The organism is Bacillota bacterium (genome assembly GCA_030019365.1).
Classification (GTDB): domain Bacteria; phylum Bacillota; class Sulfobacillia; order JACIYH01; family JACIYH01; genus JACIYH01.
In genome coordinates, this window is sequence record JASEFA010000002.1 from 58,204 (window position 1) to 82,045 (window position 23,842).

Sequence of the window (23,842 nt, forward strand, 5' to 3'; positions counted from 1 at the left end):
CTAAGGCCCGCTCCCCTCATCCGCCCGCACGCTCCCCTCATCCGCCCGCGCGCTCTGCAACGCGGCGTAGCGGCCGACCCAGTCCAGCGTGCGATTGACCAGGGAGTCGGCCGCCCGGTTCTCCTCGCGCCGCACGTGACGGATCTCGAACCGGCGCAGCCCGCGGATGAGCCGCTCGGCCTGCCCGTGCAGGTCCACCAGCCTTGGACTCCTCACCCGGTACGCCCCCGTCACCTGGCGGGCGAGCAGTTCGCTATCCGTAAACACCGTCATCTCGGCCACCTTCGCCCGCCGGGCCTCTTCCAGAACCCAAACCAGAGCAAGGTATTCGGCCACGTTGTTGGTGGTGACCCCCAGGTACACACAGAACTGCCTTTGATTTCGGGAACCGTCGGTGATCACTCCGGCAGCAGCGGCCGGCCCGGGATTACCCCGGGCCCCCCCATCGATGTAGACGGTCCACGCCTCACCTGCGTTGCTCCTGCCGCCCAGCTCCCTTACCCCCGTCCCGCCACGCCAGCTGCCCCGCCGGAGGCAGCAGTCTGCCCACATGCGGCCTCGCATAAGAGTATAGCATACCGTTTGACGCCGAGAGCTGGCAGGCGGTGCTCTGGTAAGCCGGGCCGAGGCACCGGCCGCCGACGGCGAGAGCTGGAGCCGGGTGACTTAACAGTACTGCGTTTGCGGCGGTAGCCTGCGGGCAGTCGTCAGCGGGACCCTCGCTGCGTCAGGGAAGGGGACGGCCGGTGATGTAAGCTTCCGTGCGGGGATCGCGGGGAGCGGTGAACAGGGTTTCGGTGGGTGCCCACTCCACCAGCTCTCCGTCCAGGATGAAGGCGGTGAGGTCCGAGGCCCGGGCCGCCTGTTGCATGTTATGGGTGACGATGATGATGGTATACCGCTCTTTGAGCTCCTGAATCAGCTGCTCGATGCGCAGGGTGGAAATGGGATCGAGGGCAGAGCAGGGTTCGTCCAGGAGGATGACCTCCGGTTCCACCGCTAGCACCCGGGCCAGGCAAAGCTGCTGCTGCTGACCGAGGGAGAGGTCGAGGGCGGGTCGGCGCAGGCGGCCCCGCAGCTCGTCCCAGAGGCCCACCGCCCGCAGGCACTTCTCCACGATCTCCCCCAGTGCGCTGCGGTCGCGAATGCCGTGCACGCGGGGACCGTAGGCCACGTTGTCGAACACGGACAGCGGAAAGGGATTGGGGCGCTGGAACACCATCCCCACCCGCCGGCGCAGCTCCTCGAGGAGCATCCCGCCCGTGTAGATGTCCTGGCCATCGAGGAGGACGTTGCCTTCGATGCGCACCTCGGGGATGAGGTCGTTCATGCGGTTGACGGTGCGCAGCAGGGTGGACTTGCCGCACCCGGAAGGACCGATGATGGCGGTGATGGCCTTTTCCGGGAAGACCAGGGTGATGTCCCGGAGGGCCGGTCTCCCCCGGTAGGACAGGTGCAGCCGGGATACCACTACCTTACCGTTCACCAACCGCCGCTCACCTCATCTTGCCTCCACCCGGCGGGTGCTCACCTGATCCTGCCTCCGCCCGGCCGCTGCGCCCGCGCCACACGCCCCGGCCGGCGCGCCGGACCACGCCCGCCCTTAACCGAAACGGCCGGAGATGTAATCCTCTGTCCGGCGATCACCGGGCCGGGTGAAGAGCTGTCCCGCAGGGCCGCACTCCACCAGCTCACCCAGGTAGAAAAACGCCACCCGGCCGCCCAGGCGAGCCGCCTGCTGCGGGTTGTGGGTCACGAAAACGATGGTATACCTCCCCCGCAGCTGCTCCACCGTTTCCTCCACCCGCAGGGTGGAAATGGGATCCAGCCCCGAGCAGGGCTCGTCCATGAGGACGACCTCGGGCTCCACCGCCAGCACGCGGGCGATGGAGAGACGTTGCTGCTGACCCCCGGAGAGGCTGAAGGCGGAGTCACCCAGGCGGTCCTTCGCCTCGTCCCACAGCGCCGCCGCCCGCAGGCTGCGCTCCACCATTTCGGCCAGGCGCCTGCCTCGCACCCCGTGCAGGCGGGGCCCGTAAGCCACGTTGTCGAAAATGGACATGGGCAGCGCGATGGGCAGGGCGAATACCATCCCCACTCGCCGGCGCAGGGCATCCACATCCGCACCCGGCCGGTACACGTCCTGACCGTCTATGAGGAGATCTCCCTCGTGCCGGGTGCCCGAAACCAGGTCGTTCAGCCGGTTCAGGCAGCGCAGAAAGGTGGTCTTCCCGCTGCCCGTGGGTCCCATGATGGTAAACTGTTCTCCCCGGCTCACCTCCAGGCTGATGCCCTTCAAGGCCTGCACGGTGCCGTACCAGAACTTGAGGTCGCGGGCCAGGATCTTCGCCGGCTCCCGCCCGTCCCGCGGGGCCGCCGGGTGCCTGCGGGCCCCTCCCGCTTCGCCGGCCGGGTACGTCATCGTCCCGCCCCCCGCACCCGGGCCAGGTGGCGGTGCATCAGGTAGTAGGCCACGAAGTTGACGGCCAGCACCGAAAGCACCAGCACCGCAGCGGTGCCGTAGGCGTTCCGCATGGATATCCCCTCCCGCGCCAGGAGGTAAAAGTGCACCGACATGGTGCGCACGGGGTCCAGTACGGAGCGGGGCACCCGCAGGGAGGCTCCCGCGGTGAAGATCACGGCCGCCGTTTCCCCCACGCTGCGCCCGACCCCGAGCATGACGCCGGTGAGGATGCCGGGCAGCGCATTGGGCAGCACCACCCGGGTGATGGTCTGCCAGCGCGACCCTCCCAGGGAGTAGCTCACCTCGCGGTAGGCGCGGGGCACGGCGAGCATGGCTTCCTCGGCCGTACGGATGATGGTGGGCAGGATCATGCCGGCCAGGGTGAGGGCGCCGGAGAGGATGGACCATCCCATCCCCAGGTAGATGACGAAAAACAGGAAGCCGAATACGCCGAATATGATCGAAGGAATGCCCGCCAGGGATTCGGTGCCGAAGCGGATGAGAGACACCACGCGCCCCTGGTGGGCGTACTCGGCCAGGTAGATGGCCGTGGCCACTCCCAGGGGAGCCGCCACCAGCACGGCACCGGCGGTGAGGAGAACGGTGCCCACGATGGTGGGGAAAATGCCGCCCGCCCGGCCCATCTTCTCGGGGGCTTCCAGGAGAAAGGCAGGGGCGAGGACGGGCAGGCCCTGCCAGAGCACGTACCCCACAATCAGCACCAGGATGCCCACGGCCAGCACGGCGCTGGCCGTCAGCATCCCCCGCATGAGACGGTCCCGCCGCCGCGAACGCAGTATGACTTCCCGCCCCCAGCGACCGCTCACCGGGACTTCCCCCTGCCGGCCACCGCTCCGGCCACCAAGTTGAGGACCATGATGATCAGGAACAGCACCACCCCCGTGGCGAACAGGGCCTCGCGGTGCTTGCCCGCCGCATAACCCAGCTCCAGGGCGATGTTGGAGGTCAGGGTGCGCACCGGGTCCAGGGGGGAAACCGGTACCAGGGTGGCGTTTCCCGCCACCATGATCACCGCCATGGTCTCCCCCACCGCCCTCCCCATACCCAGGATCACCCCCGCCAGGATGCCCGAGCGGGCCGCCGGCAGCACGCTCATGCTGATGGTCTGCCAGCGGGTGGCCCCCAGGGCCAGGGAGCCTTCCCGGTAGGTGGGCGGCACCGCCCGCAGGGCATCATAGGAGACGCTGGTCACCGTGGGCAGGATCATGACCGCCAGCACGCAGGCGGCGGCCAGCACGGAAAAGCCGGGTCCTCCCAGGAACTGGCGGATCAGGGGGACCAGCAGCACCAGCCCCAGGAAGCCGTACACCACCGAGGGAATCCCCGCCAGCAACTCCAGGGCGGGCTTGACCACCCGTCCCACCCCTTCGGAGGCCACCTCCGAAAGGTACATGGCACACGCCAGGGCTACGGGCACCCCCAGCACCAGGGCTCCCGCCGTCACCCACAGGGAACCCACGATCATGGGCAGGATGCCGAAGTGGCCCCGGGTGGGCGCCCACCTGGTCCCGGCCAGGAACTCCCCCAGTCCCACCTGGGCCATGATGGGAATCCCACCCGCGAAAATGAACACGGCGATGAGGCCGAGCAGGCTGAGAGACGAGAACGCCACCACCACGAGCAGGCGATGGATGAGCCACTCCCGGCCTTTCACGGATTCCCACTCCCCTTCGCCGCCGGGATCAGGCCCTCTTCCCGCAGGATGGCCTGGCCCGGCCCCAGAACAAAGTCGAGGAAAAGGAGAGCGGGTTCCCGGGGCTCACCCTTGAGGACGAACAGGAAGGGCCGCACGAGCTGGTACCTGCCCTCCAGCACGGCCGGCACCGAGGGAGTCATCCCGTCGATGGAGACGGGCCTGACCCGCTCATCCACCAGGCCCAGGCTGATGTAACCGATGGCCCCGGGGTCGTGGGCCACCGTTTCCCGCACGGCGCCATTGGAGTCCTGCACCAGGGCCCGGGGATCCGGATCGGAGCCCTCCATGATCATCTCCTCGAAGGAAGCCCTGGTGCCCGAACCTTCCTCCCGCAGTATGACGTGGATGGCAGAGGGAGGCCCTCCCACCTGGCTCCAGTTGCGGATACGGCCCGCGAATATGTCCCGCGCCTGATCCCGGGTGAGTCCCCTGACGGGATTGGAGGGGTGCACCACCACCGCCACGGCGTCCTGCGCTATGAGGACCGGCCGCAACTGGGCCTGTTCGGCCGGCAGCAGATGACGGGAAGACATGCCTATGTCGGCAGCACCGCTCAGGGCCGCCTCGATGCCGGCGCTGGAGCCGCCTCCCTGCACGTTGACGGATATCTCCGGATGGCGGGACATGAACACTTCCGCCAGCAGCTCGGCAAAGGGCTGCACCGAGGTCGATCCCGCCAGGGTAACGGTGTGGACTCTTGCCTCCCGGCGGCAGCCGCCCAGGGCGGTCAGGGTCAGGAGCACGACGCCCGTCAAGGCGAGAGCCCCCGCCCACCCCCTGCGCGGGCGCAGATTAGACGTTGAGGTCGCGGAGGTCTCCGGTGAGCATGTAGATGACTCTTTCTGCGATGTTGGTGGCATGGTCCCCCATCCGCTCGATGTGCTGGGTAACCAGGATCAGTTCCAGGGCCCGGGAAATGTTCCGGGGATCCTCCATCATGTAGGTCAGCAGCTCACGAAACACCTGGGATCGGAGGCCATCCACCACGTCATCGTCCCGGGCCACCTCGGCCGCCTTGCGGGCGTCCCGCTCCACAAAAGCCTCCAGAGCCTTCTTGAGCATGCCCTGCACCACTTCCGCCATGCGCGGCACGTCGATGAGCGGTTTCAGCAACGGTTGCCGGGCAATGCGCACCGCCGCCGAGGCCACCCCCTCGGCATGGTCGGCCACCCGTTCCAGGTCGATGCTTATCACCATGGCGGCACCGATCACCCGCAGGTCCCCCGCCATGGGTTGCTGGGTGGCGATCAGCTCCATGCAGCGGTTCTGGATCTCCAGGTGCAGGCTGTCGATGGGTTCATCTCCTGCAATTACCTTCTCGGCCAGCTCCACGTCCTGACGCTTCAGGGCGTCCACCGAAAGGGCCACCGCTTCCGAGGCCATGTGGCCCAGGCGCAGCAAATCCTCCCGCAGGTTAGCCAGCCCTTCTTCAAACGACCTGCGCACCGTCGCGCCTCCCCCGCAAACGATTCCCGGTTGTTGTTCTCCCTCTGCCACCGCTTTCCCTTCCTCTCCTCGCTCCCCACGTCACAAACGACGCGCGGCAGGAAAGCGCCGGGCGGCCGGCGAATCCGTCTCCCGCGCCCGCCCACGCGCGGTCGGCCAGTCCGGCCGTCGGGCGCCCCGCACAGGCGATGCGCGAGTCCGCCTTGCTGGTCCGCACCCGGGCGGGCAAAGGAGGCATTCCCATGGAGTTTCCGGGAGACGAGATGTACGCCGAGGCCAGAGATCTCCTGATCTCCCTGTTGCGCATCGATACGGCCAACCCGCCGGGCAACGAGATGGAGGCGGCCCGCTTCCTGGAAGGGCTGTTTCGCCGGGAAGGGATCCCCTGCCAGGTGTTCGAACCCGCGCCGGGGCGGGGCAGCATCGTGGCCCGCTGGCCCGGCGAGGGCAGGCACAGCCCCCTCTTGCTCATGGGGCACCTGGACGTGGTGCCCGCCCGTGCTGAAGACTGGCAGCACCCTCCCTTCGCGGGGACGGTGGCCGACGGTGCCATCTGGGGGCGGGGGTCGCTAGACTGCAAGGACATGGTGGCGAGCTGGGTGACCATCCTCATCTGGATGAAGCGCCTGGGACTAAAGTCGGGCCGGGGGGTGGTCCTGGCCGCCACCGCCGATGAGGAAGCGGGAGGTACATGGGGGATGGCCTGGCTCGCCCGCCAGCACCCGGAGCTGCTGGCTGCGGAAGCGGCCCTCAACGAAGGCGGGGGCGCCTCTTTCTCCCTGGGGGATAGGCATGCGTTCACCTGTCAGGCGGCGGAAAAGGGCGTGTGCTGGCTGCGCCTCACCGCGAGAGGCCGGGCCGGACACGGCTCGGTACCCCTGGCCGACAACGCCGTAGTCAAGCTGGCCCGGGCGGTCGCCCGCCTGGGTGAAGGCGAATTCCCCCTGCACCTCACGCCCACCGTGGAGGCCATGCTGGCCGCCTTCGTGGAGGCCGGGGGACCTGCGGTGGGAAAGGCCATCCGGCAGGCCATCGCCACCGGAGGCAGGCGGGAAGACCTGGAACGCCTTCTGCCACCCGAGAAGGCCGCCGGGCTGGCGGCCACCCTGCGTAACACGGTGAGTCCCACCGTGCTGGTGGCGGGCAGCAAGACGAACGTCATCCCTTCCCTGGCCTCCGCGGAGGTGGACGGCCGCCTGCTCCCGGGATTCACCCCCCAGACCTTCCTGGCCGAAGTGCGGGAGGCCATGGGTGAGGCGGCTGCCGGCGTCGAGGTGGAGGTCCTCATGAGCGATCAGCCCAGCGCATCCCCCTTCCCCACCCCCATCGTGGAGTGCCTGCGCGAGGTGCTGGCCCGCCATGCCGCCGGTAGCCTGCTGGCCCCCTTCATGTCAACCGGGATGACGGACGGTCGCTTCCTGCGCCGGCTGGGGGTGCCCGTCTACGGATTCTGGCCGTATCTGCCCCACGTGCCCGTGCACCTGGCCCACGGTACCGACGAACGATTGCCGGAGGACAGCTTCCGCTTCGCCCTGCAGGTGATGTGGGACGCCGTCACCTCTTTCTGCACGGCCGGCTGAAGCCAGGCAGAGGTGGTGCCGCACCCGGCAGAGAAACAGGGAGCACGGGGCCGTGCGGCGGAGAAAACGTCCGATTTGGGCGCGCAGATGCCCATTTCCCGGCCCGGCCGCGCCGGCACGGCCTGGCGCCGCCCGTGAACCCACCCCACCCGGCAACGTATAATCGCAGGGGAGCAACCGGAGGGGGTCAGGGTGGCGGCGGCGCCAGATTACATATTGAGCGTCCTGCAGTGGCTTTGTTTGCTGGCGGTCTCGTACTATTACATGCTCACCTACCTGGGGCTGGCACGCCCGTCGCGCCCGCCCGCGGCGCCACCGGCCACCGCTTTCGCCCTGCTCATCCCCGCCCACAACGAGGAGAAGGTGCTGCCGCCACTCCTGGAGAGCATTGCCCTTCAGGAATACCCCCGCGACCTGATAGAGGTATACGTGGTGGCGGACAACTGCACCGACGGTACCGCCCGGGTGGCGGCCCGGGCCGGTGCCACCGTCCTGGAGCGCACCAGCCCCCTGCGGGGCAAAGGATATGCCCTGCAGTTCGGCCTGCGGGAGATCCTGAACCGGTCGCGCTGCGCCGCCGTGTGCATCCTGGATGCCGACAACCTCCTCGATCCCCTGTTCCTGAGCAGCATCAACGCCCGTCTCCTGGCCGGCGCCCGGGTGGTGCAGGGCAGGGTGGAAACCAAGAATCCCCTGGACTCCTGGGTGAGCGCTTCGTACGCCATCAACTTCTGGCTCGCCAACCGACTCTGGCAGCTGGGGCGGGCCCGAGCCGGCCTGTCGGGGCTGCTCTGCGGCACGGGCATGTGCTTCCGGCGCGAGGTCCTCGCGGCCACGGGCTGGCCGGCCACCTCTCTCACCGAAGACCTGGAGTACACGGTCGTCCTCATCTCGCGGGGCATCAAGGTCACGTGGGCCCACGAAGCGGTGGTGTTCGACGAGAAGCCAGATCTGCTGGGACCGTCCTGCCGGCAGAGGTTGCGCTGGTTGCAGGGCAAGTGGCAGATTCTCTTCTCCTACGGGCCGCGTCTGTTCATGGAAGCCCTCGCCCTGCGCAGCTGGGCCCGGGCAGACGCCCTGCTCTTCCTCCTGCAACCGGCACTCCTGTTGGCGGGACCGGCGTGCGCTCTCTCGGCCGCCCTGCACCCGCATACGGTGGTGGCGGTCACCGCCGCCAGGGAGGAGAACCCGTTCCTGCTGGCCCTGGCCCTGATACCCTACCTGCTACCCCTGATCGCCATGTATCTGGAAAAGGCCCCCGCCAAAGCTTACCTGTACCTGCCCGCCTACACCTTCTTCTCCTTCACCTGGATACCCATCACCCTGGCGGGGCTCCTCACCTTCTGGCGCCGGGCCTGGTACCGGACCCCCCATACCCGGGCCATTACCCTGGAGCAAAGAACGCATCTCTACTCCCTGCGCCCGGCGGGTCCGCACCGTCCCGGGCAGATCCGGGTAGCCCCGTGAGCTAGTGGCCTTCCCGGTCGTAAGCCAGCCCCAGGGCGCCGGGCGCCACCAGGCGGCGCCTGCCCCGGGCACTGGCGAGGAGGACCAGGATGGTGAAGATATAGGGAAGCATGCTCAAGAAGAAGGATGGCACCACCGTGCCCACCGCCTGGATGCGCAGGCCCAGGGCATCCACGCCTCCGAACAGGTACGAACCGCCCAGGGCCGCCAGCGGGTTCCAGCCGGCGAAGATCACCAGGGCCACGGCAATCCAGCCGCGCCCGGCCGTCATGTTCTCCAGCCAGGTGGGAGCATAGGCCAGGGAAAGGTATGCCCCGCCTGCTCCCGCCAGCATTCCCCCCACCACCGTGTAGAGGTAGCGCGTCCCCACCACGCTGATGCCCATGGCATCGGCTGCCGCCGGATTCTCCCCCACCGACCGCATGTGCAACCCGGGCCGGGTGCGATACAGGAAGAACCACAGCGCCGGAACCAGCAAGTAGCTGATATATACCAGGTAGTCGTGGGCGAACAGGACCGGCCCCAGGAACGGGATGTCGCCCAGGAGGGGCACCGTGATGATACGGAATGTGGACGGCGCCGGCACTCCGATGAGGGGCTTGCCCAGGTAGCCGCTCAGGCCGGTCCCGAACAGGGTGAGGGCCAGGCCGCTCACCACCTGGTTGGCCCGCAGGCCCACGGAAAGCACGGCGTGAATCAGGGCCATGAGGCCGCCCGCCAGCAGAGACGCGATCAGGCCCAGCCACGGGCTCCCCGTGCGCACCGTCACCAGGAACCCCGAGACCGCCCCCACCAGCATCATGCCTTCCACGCCCAGGTTGAGGATGCCCACCCGTTCGGCCATTATCTCCCCCAGGGCCGCGAACAGGATGGGGGTGCCGGCCGTCACCGCAGCCTGGCAGATGGATACCGCCAGCAGCCAGTCCATCTATGACCCTCCCCCGTGCCCGCCAGCCGGAGCAGCCCCGGCATGTTTCCGGGGTGGGATGACCAGGCGGACCCGGTAGCGGGTGAAGAACTCGCCCGCCAGCACGAAGAAAAGAATGGCTCCCTGCAGCATGTAGGCCACCGCGGCCGGTATCCCCGCCAACTGCACCGCATATCCCCCCACCAGCAGGGCACCGAAGAGGACGGCCACCACCAGGATGGCCCAGGGGTTCAGGCGACCCAGCCAGGCCACGATGATGGCCGAATACCCGTACCCCGGCGAAACTTGGTGCTGGAGCCGGTGGATGACCCCGGAAACCTCGCACATGCCGGCCAGCCCGGCCAGGGCCCCGCTCAGGAACATCACCAGCAGGATGTTGCGCTCCACGTTCATGCCCGCGTACCGCGCCGCGCGGGCGCTTTCGCCGATCACCCTCACCTCGTATCCCCAGCGGGTGCGCCAGAGCACCAGGCTGAGCAGAGCCGCCACCACCACCGCGATGATCAGGCCCACGTGGATGCGGGTGCCCGAAAAGGTGGGCAGCCAGGCCGAGCGGACAAAGGGCGGCGTGAGGGGGAAGTTGAGGCCGGCCGGGTCGCGCCAGGGGCCGTGCACCAGGTAGCTGACCCAGAGGATGGCCACGTAGTTGAGCATGAGGGTGGTGATGACTTCATTCGTTTTCAGGTAGGCCCGCGGGAGGGCGGCCAGCAGCGCCCACAGCCCGCCTGCCAGGCAGCCGGCCGTCACCATGGCCGGCAACAGGAGGTAGGACGGCCACCCCGGGAAAGACATGCACACCCAGGTGGCGCCAAAGGCCCCCAGGTAAAGCTGCCCCTCCGCCCCGATGTTCCAGAGCAGCATGCGGAAGGCAATTCCCACTCCCAGCCCGCACAGCATGAGGGGGATGGCCTTGACCACGGTTTCCGTGGTACCGTAGCGGGAAGCGAAGGCGCCCCGGAGCATCATCCCATACACCTCTCCGGGGTCGCTCCCCGTGAGGCGGAGGAAAAGGGCTCCGGCCAGGAGAGCCAACACCACCGACAGCAGGGGCATGGTCCAGACCAGGGCGCGGGGCGCGTCCAGCCGTCTCTCCAGGCGCAGCCCCATCATGCTTCCCATCCCCCGCCGGACGGACGCATCCCCGCCATCATCAGGCCTATCTCCTCCAGCCGGGCCTCCCGGCCCGGTACTTCTCCCACGATCTGCCCTTCGTACATGACGGCAACGCGGTCGGAGAGGGCCATGATTTCGTCCAGATCCTCCGATATGAGCAGGATGGCCGCCCCCCCGTCCCGCTGCTGCAACAGGAGGCGATGCACACCGGCGGTGGCCCCCACGTCCAGACCGCGGGTGGGGTGAACGGCTACCAGCACGCGGGGCTGGGCCGAGATCTCGCGCGCCAGGAGCAGCCGTTGCAGGTTGCCGCCGGATAGCTTGCGCACGGGGGCGTCCAGACCGGGAACCCTGACCGCGAACCGCTCCACCAGATCGCGGGCATACCGTCTGATCTCCCCCGCCTGCAGGAACACCCCCCGGCTGATGGGAGGCTGCCGGTAAGCCTTCAGGATTACATTATCGCACACGGCCAGGCTGGGGACCAGCCCGGTCCCCAGCCTGTCCTCCGGAACCAGGCTCAAACCGCACTCCATGACGCGGGCAGGATGACAGCCGGTGACGTCCGTGCCTCCCACCTGAACGGTACCCCGAACCAGCGCACGGAGCCCGCTGATCACTTCGGCCAGTTCGCGCTGCCCGTTGCCCGAGACACCGGCAATACCCAGGATCTCCCCCGCGCGCACCTGCAAGGAAAGGCCCCGGAGCGCGGGAAGGCCCCGGTCACTCATGGCCTCCACTCCTTCCAGGGCAAGGAGCACCTCCCCCGGCCGGCGGTCGACCCGGTCGTATGACAGGGAAACCTCCCGACCCACCATCAGCCGGGCCAGTTCCTGCGGGGTGGTGGCGGTCCTGGCCAGGGTGGCCACGTTACGCCCGGAGCGCAGGACGGAGATGCGGTCTGCCACCTCCATCACTTCCTGCAGCTTATGGCTGATGAAGGCGATGGCGTGCCCGGAGGCCGCCATCTGACGCAGCACCGCAAACAGCTCCCGCGCCTCCTGGGGGGTGAGGACGGCAGTGGGTTCGTCCAGGATGAGCACCCGGGCCCCCCGATAGAGCATCTTCAGGATCTCCACCCGCTGCTGCTCGCCCACCGATAGCTGCCAGATGCGGGCCCGCGGATCGACCTTCAGGCCATGCCGCTCCCCCAGGGCGGCGACTTCTGCTTCCACCCTGCCCGGGTCGAGGGTGAAACGAGGCCGGGCCAGGCCCAGGGTGATGTTTTCTGCCACCGTGAACGGCTCCACCAGCCGGAAGTGCTGGTGAACCATGCCGATGCCGGCCCGGATGGCGTCCCGGGGCGACCGGAACACGGCGGGCCTGCCATCCACCAGGACCACACCTGAGTCGGGCTGATACAGGCCGGACAGGATGCTCATCAGCGTGGTCTTCCCCGCCCCGTTCTCGCCCAGGAGGGCATGCACCTCTCCCGCCCGCAGGGAAAGGTTCACCCCATCGTTGGCCAGCACCCCGGGAAAGCGCTTGCTGATTCCCCGCGTCTCGACCAGGATCTCCCCGGCCAAAAACCCCACCCCCGCCCCGCTCATGACGCCGTGCCGGGCCCGACGCGGGCCGACGGAGGGGTGGCCCCGGCACTCCCCCGCGCCGGGGCCACCCTTCTGACCGTCACTTGATGGTGCCTTCCACGCCCTGGACGAACCAGTCGAAGCTGAGCATTTCCTGGTCCGTCATCTTCTGACCCTCGGCCACGCGCACCTTGCCCGACTGGTCCTTGATCGGGCCTGTGAAAACGTCCCACTTGCCGGAGACGATCTCCTGCTTCTTATCCTCCACCAGCTTCTTCACGTCGTCCGGTACCATGGGGCCGAACGGGGCCAGCCCCACGACGCCGTCGGACATGGGACCCCAGTATGCCTCGGGCTTCCAGGTGCCGTCCATGACGGCCTTGACCACCCGCAGGTAGTACGGACCCCAGTTCCATACCGGGGCGGTGAGATGAGCCTTGGGGGCGAACTTGGACATGTCACAGTTGTAACCTACGCCGTACTTGCCCGCCTCTTCCGCCGCCTGCTGCGGACCAGGGGTGTCCTGGTGCTGGGCGATCACGTCGCATCCCACCGCCAGCAGGCTCTTGGCCGCCTCTTTCTCCTTGGCCGGGTCATACCAGGTGTTGGTCCATATCACCCTCACCGTGGCCTTGGGGTTGACCGAGCGCACTCCCAGGGTGAAGGCGTTGATGCCCCGCACCACCTCGGGAATGGAGAAGGCGGCCACGTATCCGATCTTGCTGGACTTGGTCATCTTGCCGGCCACGATCCCGGCCAGGTAGCGGGGCTGATACATGCGGCCGAAGTAGTTCCCCATGTTGTCCGCCATCTTGTAGCCGGAACAGTGCATGAACACGCGGTCGGGGTACTCCTTGGCCACGTTGAGGGTGCCGTCCATGAAGCCGAAGCTGGTGGTAAACACCACCTTGCAGTTCTTCTCCTCCACCAGGCGGCGGATCTCCCGCTCGCAGTCGGCTCCCTCCGGTACCGACTCCACGTAGAAGGTCTTAACCCCGGCCAGGTTCTTCTCCAGGTACTGGCGCCCCTGGTCATGAGCCCAGGTCCACCCGGCGTCGCCTACCGGACCCACGTAGATGAATCCCACGTTGATCTCCTTGGGCTGCTCCGCCGGCTGGGCCGGCTCGGCCGGCTTGGGCTGCTCGGCCGGCTTCGCGCAGGCCGCCACCAGGGTGGCCAGCAAGAGCAGCACCAGCCCGGCGATAAATGTCCTCCGGTGCATCTCCTCTCCTCCCCTCCTGCATGATGGATGATCGCTCGCTCCCGGAATACCTGCCGTTTCTCTGCTCCCCTGTTCACCCCCTCCCGCACCAGCAGCTCGCCGCGCCCGCCTCCCGCCACCACCGGCACCAGGGCCACCTCGACACCTTCCTCCAGCGTCAGGGAGGCCGGGAAAGAGTGCAAAACCCTATCCCCCAAAATGAGTCGCAGGTTGGGGCGCGCCTCCAAATCCACACCGAAACGGGCCTTCACCGCGGCAAACAGATCCCCCAGCGTCGGGCCGGGCATCTCCAGCTCCACCACGGGTCCCCCCAGCAGGTCGGCGTAATAGCCATAGTTGCGCAGCCTCACCCGCACGACCCGCTCCCTCCCCACGCGCCGCCGCCGCCGCGCTGTGGACCCGGCACCTTCCCGCCTCCCCGCTGCGGGCCCGGCACCTCATCTCCCAGCACCCGAGCCGCTTCCTCCTCCAGGCCCAGGCGTCGCAGGGTTTCGGGCAGCGGCACCCCCTGCCGGTCCCAGCCGTGGGCCCGGTAATACTCGGAGAGCATGGTCTGCAGATGGACTACCTGGCCCCGTGCGGGCCCATGGGGGAGGGGCTGGTGGGTGTAGCGACGGGGCAGGCGGTCGTCCCGGGCGGGCACCATGCCACGCCGGAGGTTGAAGAGTCGCTCCAGGTTGTAGGCCCGCTCCGCCAGGTGCATCAACTCCGCCTCGGTCCGTTCCTCCCCCGTGGCCAGGGAGATGAAGCGGACCAGATCCGCCGGCAGCAGAGCGTAGGTGGCGAATGTGGTGTACTTGCATATTTCCGCGGAGTCGCACAGCATGGCGAAGTATTCGTGCCAGAGTACCATGGGGACCTTGCCCCGCTCCGTGTACGGATCAACGCAATAGGGATTCCCGAACCACCGCTCTCCTTCCTGCTCACTCATCCCCAGCAACTCGAAGTTGGGCAGGGCGGTGAGGTGATCGCCCCCGCGGTTGGCCGTCGCCTCGGAAAGGCCGAAGCCCTTACCCGTGCGCACGTCGAAGGCGGGTAGCTCCAGCCCCTTCACTTCCAGGGCGAACTCCTCCGAGCCCGGGATGGCCCGGGCCATGCGGGCCACCCCCCACCCGGCCATCTCCCCCAGCCCCTCCCGGTACGCGATCTTCTTCAGGAGATCGACGATGAGCCCGCCATCGCCCCAGGGGAGTCTCTCCGGGATGAGGTCGCGCTGGGAGGCCTCCATAAGGAAGGAAATGGCGGTACCGGCGGAAATGGTGTCCAGGCCCAGGTCGTTGCAGAGGTGGTTGGCGTAGAGGATGGCCTCCAGGTCGCCCAGGCCCACCCGCGACCCCAGGCACACCAGGGTCTCGTACTCGGGCCCGCCGCCCCTCATCGCGTAAGGGCCGCCCCTCACCTCCACGAAGTTCTTGCAGTGCAGCGGGCAGCCCCAACAGGCTTTCTTCCCCACGGTATGGTCGGCGTGCATGCGCCGGGACGATATGCGCTCGTAATGCTCGAAGACGCCCTCCTGGGCGTTGCGGGTGGAGAGCCCCCCGCTCGCCTGGGCGATGTCGACCAGTATGGAGGTGCCATATTTGGAGAAATCGGGGTAGGTGCGGTCGGCCATGATCTTGCGATAGGCGTCGCGCACGGCATTAAGAAATCCCTCGGCATCGGCCACCTTCACCTTGCCGGTGCCGCGAGTGGCGATGCCCTTGAGCTTCTTCGCCCCCCACACCGCCCCCAGGCCGGGCCGCGCCTGGGCGTCCCAGCCGTCGTTCATCACCGCCGACACCAGCACCCGGTTCTCGCCCGCCGGACCTATGCCCAGGTAGTGGACATCGGGGCCGTGCTTCTGCTCCAGCATATCCCAGGTGCGGAAGAGGCCCTGGCCCCACATGTCGCCGGCGGAAAAGAGGCGGCCGCGACCGTCCTCCAGGTAGAGATACACCGGCTCGGGGCTTGACCCGCTGATGACCAGGACGTCGAACCCGGCCAGCTTCATCTCGGGCCCGAAGTGCCCGCCCGAGTTGGAGTGCCCCACCAGGCCGGTCTTGGGCGAGACCGCCGCCACCGTGAAGCGCCCGGAAGCGGGAGCCAGGGTGCCCGTGATGGGGCCGGTGGCCACCACGATGACGTTTTCCGGCCCCAGGGGATCGGCCTCCGGGGGGACCAGGTCGTAGAGGAGGCGGGCGGCCAGGGCCCTGCCCCCCAGATAGTCCCGCTGCCAGGACTCCGGGAAGGGCGCGGGCTCCACAGTCCCCCGGCTGAGATCAACCCAGAGGATGGTGTCCTGGTAGGAAACCCCTGTCACGGTCCCACCCCTCCTTCACCCGCCCCTCCCTGGGCGCCACTCCTTCACCGCCGCTCCTTCGCCGCCCGCGCCGCTAGCGGGTGGCACCATTCAGTAGGGGCGGCTCATGGCGCTTTGGGGGCAGATGCTGCCACACAGGCCGCATCCCTGGCATCTCAGCTCGTCCACGGTGACCGGTCCCACCCCGTCCTGGGATATGGCCCGGGCCGGGCAACCGGGTATGCACATGCCGCACCCGCTGCAGCGGTCGGGATCCACCTGGGTGGGCGTCACCTCGAGTTTGACGGGCTGGCCCTCGCCCACCGCCCGGATGTACCGGCCCCGGATCTCCTCAGCAGAACGGTAACCGTGGGCATCCAGCCACGCCCCCACCTCGGCGGCCACCCGCCCGTATATGCCCGGTCCCTGCAGGATGGCGCCCGTGCAAATCTGCACCGCCCAGGCCCCGGCCATGAGGAACTGGACGGCATCCCGCCCCGACATGACGCCCCCCACCCCGATCACGGGCCTGGGCGTGGCCCGGGCCAGCTCGAACACGCAGCGCAGGGCCAGGGACTTGACGGGTGCGCCCGAGATCCAGCCGTAACCGAACGGGCTGCCCAGGTAAGGGGCGGGGTTTTCGGGATCGAAGTCCAGACACGGACCCAGGGAGTTGATGGCCACGAACCCGTCCACGTAGGGCTCGATGGCCCGCGCCACCGCCACCAGGTCGGGGACGTTGGGGGAAAGCTTGGCGAAGATGGGGATGCTCACCGCCTCGCGCAGGGCGCGGGCGGTCCCCAGCACGGGGTCGATGGTGCCACCCAGGTAGTGGACGGAAAACTCGATGGCCTGCACCCCCGCCCGTTCCACCTGGGGGCCCACTTCCCGCACCTCATCGGCGGTATAGCCGATGCTGGCGATCACGGGCAAACCCGCCTGCCTGACGCGCGGGTACTCCGTGGAAAGCCACCTCTGCAGGGGCAGGTCCGACCACAGTTCCGTGTTGAGCAGGGCCTGGCCCACCTGCACCTCGGTGCGCACCACGCGCGCCAGGCCCCCGCCCGCCCCCACGCAGATGAGGTGCATGGTCCGCCCCCGGCCCGGTACCATCATATTGGGGTGGGGTACCGGGGCCGGCCTCACCGATACCGTCTTGCACACCAGCCCACCGGCGCCCCCCTCCGCCGCCCGCAGCAGGGCGGCGGCGTCCTGGGAGGGCGGCCCGGCCGCCGTGAACACGGGGTTGGGGAACTCGAGGCCGGCGATACTCACCCGCAGGTCAGCCAAGCCGTCACCTCCCCCCGCCGCCGGACCGGGACTTCTCCGAACGGGGCCGCGCGGGCCGCAGCCCCGGGGCCAGGCGGCCCAGGCGACCCAGCTCCTCGGCCACGTCCCCCAGCCCGGCCTGCTCCAGGGTATCCCGGTAGGGCAGCCCGGTGGCCTGATCGTAGCCCCTGACCTCGTAGAACTCCTTCAGCATGGGCTCCAGGTGGCACACCTGGCCCTGCGCCGGGCCGGAGGGCATGGGTTCCTCGGTGAAGCGGGGGTGCAGGGTGTCGCGGGAGCGGTCCCAGCCCACCCTGACGTTGAACGCCCGCCGCAGGTGGCAGATGCGGCGGCCCAGGGCCCGTACCGCCTCGGGGTCGGCGTATTCCTCCATGCCGGTGGCGGTGGAGATGGCGCGGGCGAACTCCGGAAAGTAGTAGATGGGCGGCCACATCACCCCGTACTTGCAGAGGATCATGGAATCGCACACCGCGAAGCACTCCTCCTGGTCCGCCACCATGTAACCCTTGTACGTCTCATCCAGCAGGTTCCCGCACACTTCCGGATCCAGGTGGGGGAAGCGCTCGACGGCCTTGGAGTGGAACCCTAGCTCGTCGATCACCGACAGGCTGCGCAGGTGATCGGCCCCGCGCACGTTGGTGGCGTACGTACATCCCACCGACTTGTGGGAGCGGGGGTCCTGGCCGGATGCTTCCAGCCCGTTGACCGAGATGGAGTAGCGCGGGGCTTCTCCACCGATCTCCCGCGCCGCCAGGTCACACCCCTCCCCCAGCAGGCGCCCGAAGCCTTCCCGGCGGGCGATCTGCTCCAGCAGGGCGAGGGCCACCTGGCCGTCGCCCCATCGGATCTCCATGCCGCCCGTGTCATCCTTGCCGATCAGGCCGCGCTCGTACAACTCCATGGCGAAGGCCACCGCCGCCCCCGCCGAGATGGTGTCCAGGCCATAAATGTTGCACAGGTAGTTGGCCTGCATCACCACGTCCAGGTCGTACACCAGGATGTTGGGCCCCCAGGCGTCCACCGTCTCGTACTCGGGCCCCTCGGAACGGGTACCCCGGTACGGCCCCGAGGACACGTGGGAAACGTACTTGCATTGCAGGGCGCAGCCGAAGCAGGCCTTGTGGGCCACCCGGTACCTCTGCCGGATGGCCTCGCACCCCACCCGCTCCACGTCGGGGAGGTAACCGTCCCCGTGGTTCTTCACGGGTAGGCGGCCGATGGCGTTCATGGCGTCGGTGAGACCGGTGGTGCCGTACCGGCGGGAGGTGCGGCGGATGTAGTCCGCCCATTCGCCCTCCCGGTGGGCGCGGTGGGCGTCGCGGCACGCGGCCAGGAATCCCTCCGCGTCGGCCACCCGCACGCGCCCGCTACCGCGCACGGCGATGGCCTTAAGCCCCTTCGCTCCCATCACGGCACCCGTGCCGGTGCGCCCGGCGGCCCGCCAGTAGTCGGACATGATGGCGGCATACCGCACCAGCTTCTCCCCGGCCGGGCCGATGCAGGCCACCTTCACGTCGGGATCGCCCAGCTCCCGGGCGATGGTCTCCGTGGTCTCCGGTACGGTCTTCCCCCACAGGGCGGCCGCCCGGCGCAACTCGGCCCTCCCGTCCGAGATGCAGAGCCACACCGGCGCGGAAGCTTTCCCCCGGATGACCAGGTAATCGTACCCGGCGTACTTCAGCTCCGCCCCGAAGAACCCGCCCGCGTGGGCCTCCCCCCAGTGGGAGGTGAGGGGCGAGAGGGAGGCTGCCATCCACCGTCCCGAGGGCGGGAAAAGGGTCCCGGTGAGAGGGCCGGTGGCGATCACCAGCACGTTCTCCGGCCCCAGGGGATCCACCCCCGGCGCCACCTCATCCCACAGGACGCGGGCGGCTATCCCGTCCCCGCCCAGATACATGCGCTGCATCTCCTCCGGGACGGGGTGCGCCTCCACCCTGCCCGCGGAGAGGTCCACGTCCAGGAACCTGCCCTGATATCCGCCGTACGCCACGCTCACCCCTCCTTCACCGCCAGGTCCAGGTAGCGGGTGAGGTAACCCAGGCTGGCCCGCTTGCGCGCCAGGCCCACCCGGTCGGCCCGCACGTACTCGATGGCCCCCACCGGGCACATCTCGGCGCAGCGGGGGTTGCCCCCGCACAGGTCGCACTTCATGATCTTCCCCGTCTCCGGGTGGATGGCGGGGCCCCCGAAGGGACAGGCCAGCACGCACATGTGACACCCGATGCACCGCCGCCCGTCCACCAGCACCGCGCCCGTTTCGGGGTCGCGGCTGATGGCCCGGGCCGTGCACGCCTCCATGCACAGGGCGGTCTGGCACTGCTGGCACACCATGGGGACGTCCACCCCCTCCCGCTTCCAGGAAACCACCTGGAGGCGGGAAAGGGCGGGGCTGAACACCTTCTCGTGCTCCCACGAGCAGGCCAGCTCGCACACCCGGCACCCGGTACACTTCTCCGGCCACACCAGCAGCACTTTCTGCACGCTCTCTCCCCCCAGCAGTCCTCACCCTACCCGTCCGCCCGGCCCGCGCCGGCCGGCACTGACGTCCGCTGCGGGCCACGGCCCCTGCCGGCCCGCGCGGCCGGCACCGCTGTGCCGCGCCGCTATCCGCCCCCCGCCGGCCACAGGAGAGCCACCCGGTCTCCCGCCCGCAGGATCACATCTTCGCCCGCCCGGCGGTCGTTCACCACCACCACCACCGGGGGAAAGCGGGGCAGCTCCAGGGTCTCAATGAGCTGGGCGGCGCGGGCGCCTTCCGGCAACTCCACCTCCGCCTCTCCGGCGGGGTAGTACTGGGCGAGCGGCCCTACCACCTTAACCGATACCTTCAAGGTCTCTCACCAGCTCGGGCAATCCCAGCTCCTCCAGGCGCTCCCGGGTGGGGATGCCCTGGGAGGTCCAGCCGCGCTCGCGGTAGTACTCGTCCAGCATGTAGTCCAGCTCCACCACGTGGCCCCGCGCGGGCCCATCGGGCGCCGGTTCCTTCAACAGCCGCTCGGGCAGGGTGTCGTGCGCCCGCCCGATCCCTAGCCGCACGTTGTACATGCGCTGCAGGTTGACCACCCGCTCGCCCAGCTTCTCCAGGTCGCTGACGGAGCAGTCCATACCGCACGTGACCACCAGCCCCTCGGCCACCTCCTCATATCCCAGGGTGGGGGGCACCATGGTGCCGTACTTGCACGCCCCCACCGACTCCACCACCGCCGCCCAGTTCTCGTTGACGTACACCATGTGCCCCTTGTGTAGGGGCGAGAGGCGGTCGGCCATCCCGGGCATGTACTGGGGACCGTAAACCCGCCTGATCTCCTCGTCGAAGCCGCCCTCGTCCAGCACCGGGAAGGCGTAGAGGTGGTCGGCCCCGCGGGCGGAAGTGGCCATGGCCAGCCCCATAGACTTCTGTCCCCGCGGCTCCTGCCCGGCGATTTCCATCCCCTTGACGTGCATGACCAGCTTCCCTGCCTCCCGGCCCAGCTCGCGGGCCGCGCGCAGGGAGCCGTTTGCCAGCAGGTCCCCCAGGCCCCGACGGTAGGCCAGCCGGCGGGTGAGCTCCACCACGGTGTCGGCGTTACCCCAGGTCAGGTCCAGGTCGCCCGCCAGCTCCCGGGGGAGCAACCCCCGGTCCCACGCTTCCATAGCCCAGGAAATCACCGCCCCGGCGCCGATGGTGTCCATCCCCAGCACGTTGCAGAGGTAACCGGCGTAGATCACCGCCTCCAGGTCGTCCACCCCGCAGCGGGACCCCAGGGCGGCCAGGGTCTCGAACTCGGGTCCGCCCGTGCGGCAGCGGAAGCCACCCTCCTTCACCTCCACGTAACGGCCGCAGCGCTGGGCGCAGGCGAAGTCGGCCCGCGGCTTGATCAGGTACTCGTCCCGCAGTCGCCTGCCCCCGATGCGGCGGGCGGCCGGGAACACCCCTGAACGAAGGTTCCAGGCGGGAACCCGGCCTATGTCCGACATGATCTCCATGAGGCCGGCGGTGCCGTAAACCACACGGGTGCCGGCGATGGGGTCGTCCAGCAGCTTCCCGACCATGCGGCGGCAGAAGTCGGGATAGCGGGCCGGGTCGGCCACCTCCACCCCGCCCGTGCCCCGCACACAGATGGCCTTCAGCCGCTTGGCCCCCATCACCGCCCCCACGCCGCACCTGGCCGCCACCCGGTCGCGGTCGTTAACGATGGCAGCCACCAGCACCAGGTTCTCCCCCGCGGGCCCGATGCTGGCCACCCGGCAGTCGTCGCCGTGGGCGTCCAACAGGATGTCTTCGGTCTCGTGGACGTTCCTCCCCCACAGGTGAGCGGCGTCCCTGATCTCCACCCGCCCGTCCTCCACGAAAACGTAAACGGGCCGGGGGGAAGCTCCTTCCACCACCAGCCCGTCGTACCCCGCGAACTTGAGGGCGGGGGCCCAGTGCCCGGCGGCGTGGGCCTCCCCCCAGATCCCGGTGAGGGGGGAGCGGGTGGTTACCACGTAGCGGTTGCCCTGGGGCCACATGGTGCCCGTGAAGGGCCCCGTGAAGAAGTAGAGCCGGTTATGGGGGCCCAGGGGATCCACTTCCGGCCCCACCTCGCGGTAGAGGAGCCAGGAGGCGTACCCGGTGCCCCCCAGGAAGCGACGAGCCAGCTCGTGATCCAGGGGTTCCTTCCTGACCTCGCCCCGCGTCAGGTCGACCCGCAGGATCCTACCCGCATACCCGGACAAGCTTCATCACCCCCGGTGGGCAGAACGCCGCACAGGTACCACACTGGATGCAGATGAGCGGGTACTCTTCCTGGGGATGCAGGAACACCGCCCCGTGGGGACACGCCTCCTGGCAGGCCCGGCAGGCGGTGCACAGGTCCCGCTCCAGGTCCACGTGGCCGTCCCGCACGGCGAGGGCTCCCGTGGGGCAGGCGTCCACGCAGGGATGGTCGGCGCAGTTGCGGCACATGACCACCTCGTCCCGCCCGTCGTCGTACCGCCTCACCCGCACGCGGGCCAGGGCCGGGGCCACCCGGGCGAAGTGATGCAGGCTGCAGGCGGCTTCGCAGTACCGGCACCCCGTGCACTCCCTGGCATCCGCCTCGTAGTGCGCGAGCGCCTCGACCTCTCCCGTCACACCTTCACCCCCCAGGCCACACTCCCCACGCGCCCACCCCTCAGCTACCTCCGGGCCGGCCATTCTCAGGTGAGAGCCCCCAGCACCAGGGCCAGGATGGCCTTCTGCACGTGCAGCCGGTTTTCCGCCTGATCGTAGACCAGGGAGCGGTCCGAATCCACCACCTCGTCCGCCACCTCGAACCCGCGCTCGATGGGCATGGGGTGGACGAAGCAGGCGTTTTCTGTCTTCGCCATGAGTTCTGGGGTGGTGCACCAGTGCTGGTACGGCCTATAGCTCGCCAGTTCAGCCTCCATCCCGATCTCGTAGCGGCGCGGGCTCATCCAGTTGCGCGAGTACACCACGTGGGCGCCCCGGTAAGCTTCCTCCAGGTCGTGGGTGATCTCGAATTTCCCCCCCGCCCGGGCAGCGTAACCCTTCGCCTGCTCGATGATGGCGGGGTCCAGGTCGAACCCGGGGGGATACGCGACGGTGATGTCCCACCCGTATCGGGCCTGCAGGAGCAGGCTTTCCTGCACCGAGCACCAGCTGCGCGCCTTGGTGGGCGAGTAGCCCCACACGTGCAGGAACTTCCTGCCATGGAACTCCTTCTGTGCGAACGCTTCCTGCAGCGTCATCAGGTCGGCCAGGGCCTGGCAGGGGTGATAGGTATCGTCGCACATGTTGATCACGGGTACGGAGGCGTGGTCGGCATACTCCTTGATGAGCGCGTACCCTTCTCCGTAGCGGTCCAGCTTGTCTTCCGCGATCCTGACCCCGACGACCTGCCCGTAGCGCGACATCACTCCGGCGGTATCCTTCACCACCTCACCCCGGTAGGTCCTGGTCTGGACACGCATCTTCTGGGGCTCCAGGAACTGCGCGTGACCCCCCAACTCGGTCATGGCTGCCTCGAAGGACTGCCGGGTGCGGCTGGACTCAGAGTAGAACAGCATGAGCATGGTCTTGCCCTTGAGCAGATCCAGGTAGCGCGGATGCCACCGGTTGGCTTTCATCTCCCCGGCGAGCTCTATCGCCCGGTCCAGGGCTTCCCGCGGCCAGTCCGGCGTGCGCAGAAGATCCTGGCCCTTCAAGTCAAACATTTCTCCCTGCCCCCTTCGTGACCCTTGCCATTGTTCAGGGAAGTTCTTCCAGAGTTACGGCACTATCCAGGTCCCGGCCCGGCCGGCCAGGGCGTCAAGCGCCTGCATGAGCGAGCCGATGATGGCACGGCTCCCACCGGCTTCCACGAACCGGCAGCAGGCCTCCACCTTGGGACCCATGCTCCCCGGCTTGAAATGCCCCTCCTTCTGCAGCGCCCGCGCCTCCGCCACCGTCAGCCGCGACACGTGACGCTGGGTGGGCTTACCGTAGTCCAGCGCCACCTGGGGCACATCCGTCAGGACCATGAATACGTCCGCACCCAGACCCGTGGCCAGCCGCTGCCCGCCCAGATCCTTGTCGATCACCGCCTCCACCCCGCGCAGCGTACCGTCCGGCTCCCGCACCACCGGAATGCCCCCACCACCCGTGCAGATCACGATGGCATGATCCCGCGCCAGCCGGCGGATAACCTCCAGCTCCACGATCTCCCCGGGATCGGGCGAAGGCACCACCTTCCGCCAGCCGCGACCGGCATCCTCCACCCAGGTCTCCCCCGCCGCCACCTTCCTCCGCGCATACTCCTCGTCGTAAAACGGCCCCACCGGCTTGGTGGGCTTCCGGAAGGCCGGG

Annotated in this window: 22 protein-coding genes; 2 read left to right on the plus strand and 20 right to left on the minus strand. The window is 68.6% G+C overall.

Annotated elements, in window-relative coordinates; translation table 11 throughout:
* The 7 genes from QME70_03670 to phoU all read right to left on the minus strand — a co-directional run bounded on the left by QME70_03670 (position 1) and on the right by phoU (position 5,627).
* Complete coding sequence (locus QME70_03670) at positions 1–552, minus strand: ribonuclease HI family protein (protein MDI6893705.1); 552 nt, start codon at positions 550–552, stop codon at positions 1–3.
* 175 nt (positions 553–727) lie between these two features.
* Positions 728–1,486 (minus strand): phosphate ABC transporter ATP-binding protein PstB, encoded by a 759-nt coding sequence (gene pstB / locus QME70_03675; protein MDI6893706.1) that lies wholly within the window; start codon positions 1,484–1,486, stop codon positions 728–730.
* Between the two features lie 117 nt (positions 1,487–1,603).
* Entirely contained in the window at positions 1,604–2,422 is an 819-nt protein-coding gene (locus QME70_03680; protein ID MDI6893707.1) for a phosphate ABC transporter ATP-binding protein, read from the minus strand.
* Positions 2,419–3,234, minus strand: a complete 816-nt coding sequence (gene pstA / locus QME70_03685) for a phosphate ABC transporter permease PstA (protein MDI6893708.1) — start codon at positions 3,232–3,234, stop codon at positions 2,419–2,421. The genes QME70_03680 and pstA overlap by 4 nt, the downstream gene beginning before the upstream one ends.
* Before the next feature lie 53 nt (positions 3,235–3,287).
* On the minus strand, positions 3,288–4,139 hold the full coding sequence (gene pstC, locus QME70_03690) for a phosphate ABC transporter permease subunit PstC (GenBank protein MDI6893709.1): 852 nt from the start codon (positions 4,137–4,139) through the stop codon (positions 3,288–3,290).
* Complete coding sequence (locus QME70_03695) at positions 4,136–4,936, minus strand: phosphate ABC transporter substrate-binding protein (protein ID MDI6893710.1); 801 nt, start codon at positions 4,934–4,936, stop codon at positions 4,136–4,138. Before QME70_03695 ends, pstC begins: the two co-directional genes overlap by 4 nt.
* Positions 4,937–4,973: 37 nt before the next feature.
* A complete protein-coding gene (phoU, locus tag QME70_03700; protein MDI6893711.1) occupies positions 4,974–5,627 on the minus strand; it encodes a phosphate signaling complex protein PhoU in 654 nt (217 codons plus the stop codon).
* 242 nt (positions 5,628–5,869) lie between these two features.
* On the opposite strand from phoU, the gene QME70_03705 reads away from it, so the two are divergent.
* Positions 5,870–7,207, plus strand: a complete 1,338-nt coding sequence (locus tag QME70_03705) for a M20/M25/M40 family metallo-hydrolase (protein ID MDI6893712.1) — start codon at positions 5,870–5,872, stop codon at positions 7,205–7,207.
* Positions 7,208–7,399: 192 nt separating this feature from the next.
* Positions 7,400–8,674 (plus strand): glycosyltransferase family 2 protein, encoded by a 1,275-nt coding sequence (locus QME70_03710; protein ID MDI6893713.1) that lies wholly within the window; start codon positions 7,400–7,402, stop codon positions 8,672–8,674.
* 1 nt (position 8,675) lies between these two features.
* On the opposite strand, the gene QME70_03715 is transcribed toward QME70_03710, so the two are convergent.
* The 13 genes from QME70_03715 to QME70_03775 all read right to left on the minus strand — a co-directional run.
* Positions 8,676–9,602 (minus strand): ABC transporter permease, encoded by a 927-nt coding sequence (locus QME70_03715; protein MDI6893714.1) that lies wholly within the window; start codon positions 9,600–9,602, stop codon positions 8,676–8,678.
* Entirely contained in the window at positions 9,603–10,712 is a 1,110-nt protein-coding gene (locus tag QME70_03720) for an ABC transporter permease (GenBank protein MDI6893715.1), read from the minus strand.
* A complete protein-coding gene (locus tag QME70_03725; GenBank protein MDI6893716.1) occupies positions 10,709–12,241 on the minus strand; it encodes an ABC transporter ATP-binding protein in 1,533 nt (510 codons plus the stop codon). Before QME70_03725 ends, QME70_03720 begins: the two co-directional genes overlap by 4 nt.
* Positions 12,242–12,344: 103 nt before the next feature.
* Positions 12,345–13,466 (minus strand): BMP family ABC transporter substrate-binding protein, encoded by a 1,122-nt coding sequence (locus QME70_03730; GenBank protein ID MDI6893717.1) that lies wholly within the window; start codon positions 13,464–13,466, stop codon positions 12,345–12,347.
* Positions 13,467–13,812: 346 nt separating this feature from the next.
* The gene (locus QME70_03735; protein ID MDI6893718.1) at positions 13,813–15,765 is read right to left on the minus strand and encodes an aldehyde ferredoxin oxidoreductase family protein; all 1,953 of its coding nucleotides are present in this window, start codon (positions 15,763–15,765) and stop codon (positions 13,813–13,815) included.
* A 90-nt stretch (positions 15,766–15,855) separates the two neighbouring features.
* On the minus strand, positions 15,856–17,034 hold the full coding sequence (locus tag QME70_03740; protein MDI6893719.1) for a 4Fe-4S binding protein: 1,179 nt from the start codon (positions 17,032–17,034) through the stop codon (positions 15,856–15,858).
* A 4-nt stretch (positions 17,035–17,038) separates the two neighbouring features.
* Positions 17,039–19,024 (minus strand): aldehyde ferredoxin oxidoreductase family protein, encoded by a 1,986-nt coding sequence (locus QME70_03745; GenBank protein ID MDI6893720.1) that lies wholly within the window; start codon positions 19,022–19,024, stop codon positions 17,039–17,041.
* 2 nt (positions 19,025–19,026) lie between these two features.
* Positions 19,027–19,515, minus strand: a complete 489-nt coding sequence (locus QME70_03750) for a 4Fe-4S dicluster domain-containing protein (protein ID MDI6893721.1) — start codon at positions 19,513–19,515, stop codon at positions 19,027–19,029.
* Between the two features lie 122 nt (positions 19,516–19,637).
* A complete protein-coding gene (locus QME70_03755; protein MDI6893722.1) occupies positions 19,638–19,865 on the minus strand; it encodes a MoaD/ThiS family protein in 228 nt (75 codons plus the stop codon).
* Entirely contained in the window at positions 19,849–21,732 is a 1,884-nt protein-coding gene (locus tag QME70_03760) for an aldehyde ferredoxin oxidoreductase family protein (GenBank protein ID MDI6893723.1), read from the minus strand. The genes QME70_03755 and QME70_03760 overlap by 17 nt, the downstream gene beginning before the upstream one ends.
* On the minus strand, positions 21,713–22,129 hold the full coding sequence (locus QME70_03765; protein ID MDI6893724.1) for a 4Fe-4S dicluster domain-containing protein: 417 nt from the start codon (positions 22,127–22,129) through the stop codon (positions 21,713–21,715). Before QME70_03765 ends, QME70_03760 begins: the two co-directional genes overlap by 20 nt.
* Positions 22,130–22,194: 65 nt before the next feature.
* Positions 22,195–23,211, minus strand: a complete 1,017-nt coding sequence (locus QME70_03770) for an ornithine carbamoyltransferase (GenBank protein ID MDI6893725.1) — start codon at positions 23,209–23,211, stop codon at positions 22,195–22,197.
* Positions 23,212–23,265: 54 nt separating this feature from the next.
* A partial coding sequence (locus tag QME70_03775; GenBank protein ID MDI6893726.1) for a carbamate kinase occupies positions 23,266–23,842 on the minus strand: 577 nt, incomplete at its 5' end.

Excerpts from the sequence above, each read along its gene's own strand:
- QME70_03670 (MDI6893705.1), bottom strand. The coding sequence starts at position 552 with ATGTGGGCAGACTGCTGCCTCCGGCGGGGCAGCTGGCGTGGCGGGACG.
- QME70_03680 (MDI6893707.1), bottom strand. The coding sequence starts at position 2,422 with ATGACGTACCCGGCCGGCGAAGCGGGAGGGGCCCGCAGGCACCCGGCG.
- pstA (MDI6893708.1), bottom strand. The coding sequence starts at position 3,234 with ATGCGGGGGATGCTGACGGCCAGCGCCGTGCTGGCCGTGGGCATCCTG.
- QME70_03705 (MDI6893712.1), top strand. The coding sequence starts at position 5,870 with ATGGAGTTTCCGGGAGACGAGATGTACGCCGAGGCCAGAGATCTCCTG.
- QME70_03715 (MDI6893714.1), bottom strand. The coding sequence starts at position 9,602 with ATGGACTGGCTGCTGGCGGTATCCATCTGCCAGGCTGCGGTGACGGCC.
- QME70_03720 (MDI6893715.1), bottom strand. The coding sequence starts at position 10,712 with ATGATGGGGCTGCGCCTGGAGAGACGGCTGGACGCGCCCCGCGCCCTG.
- QME70_03730 (MDI6893717.1), bottom strand. The coding sequence starts at position 13,466 with ATGCACCGGAGGACATTTATCGCCGGGCTGGTGCTGCTCTTGCTGGCC.
- QME70_03770 (MDI6893725.1), bottom strand. The coding sequence starts at position 23,211 with ATGTTTGACTTGAAGGGCCAGGATCTTCTGCGCACGCCGGACTGGCCG.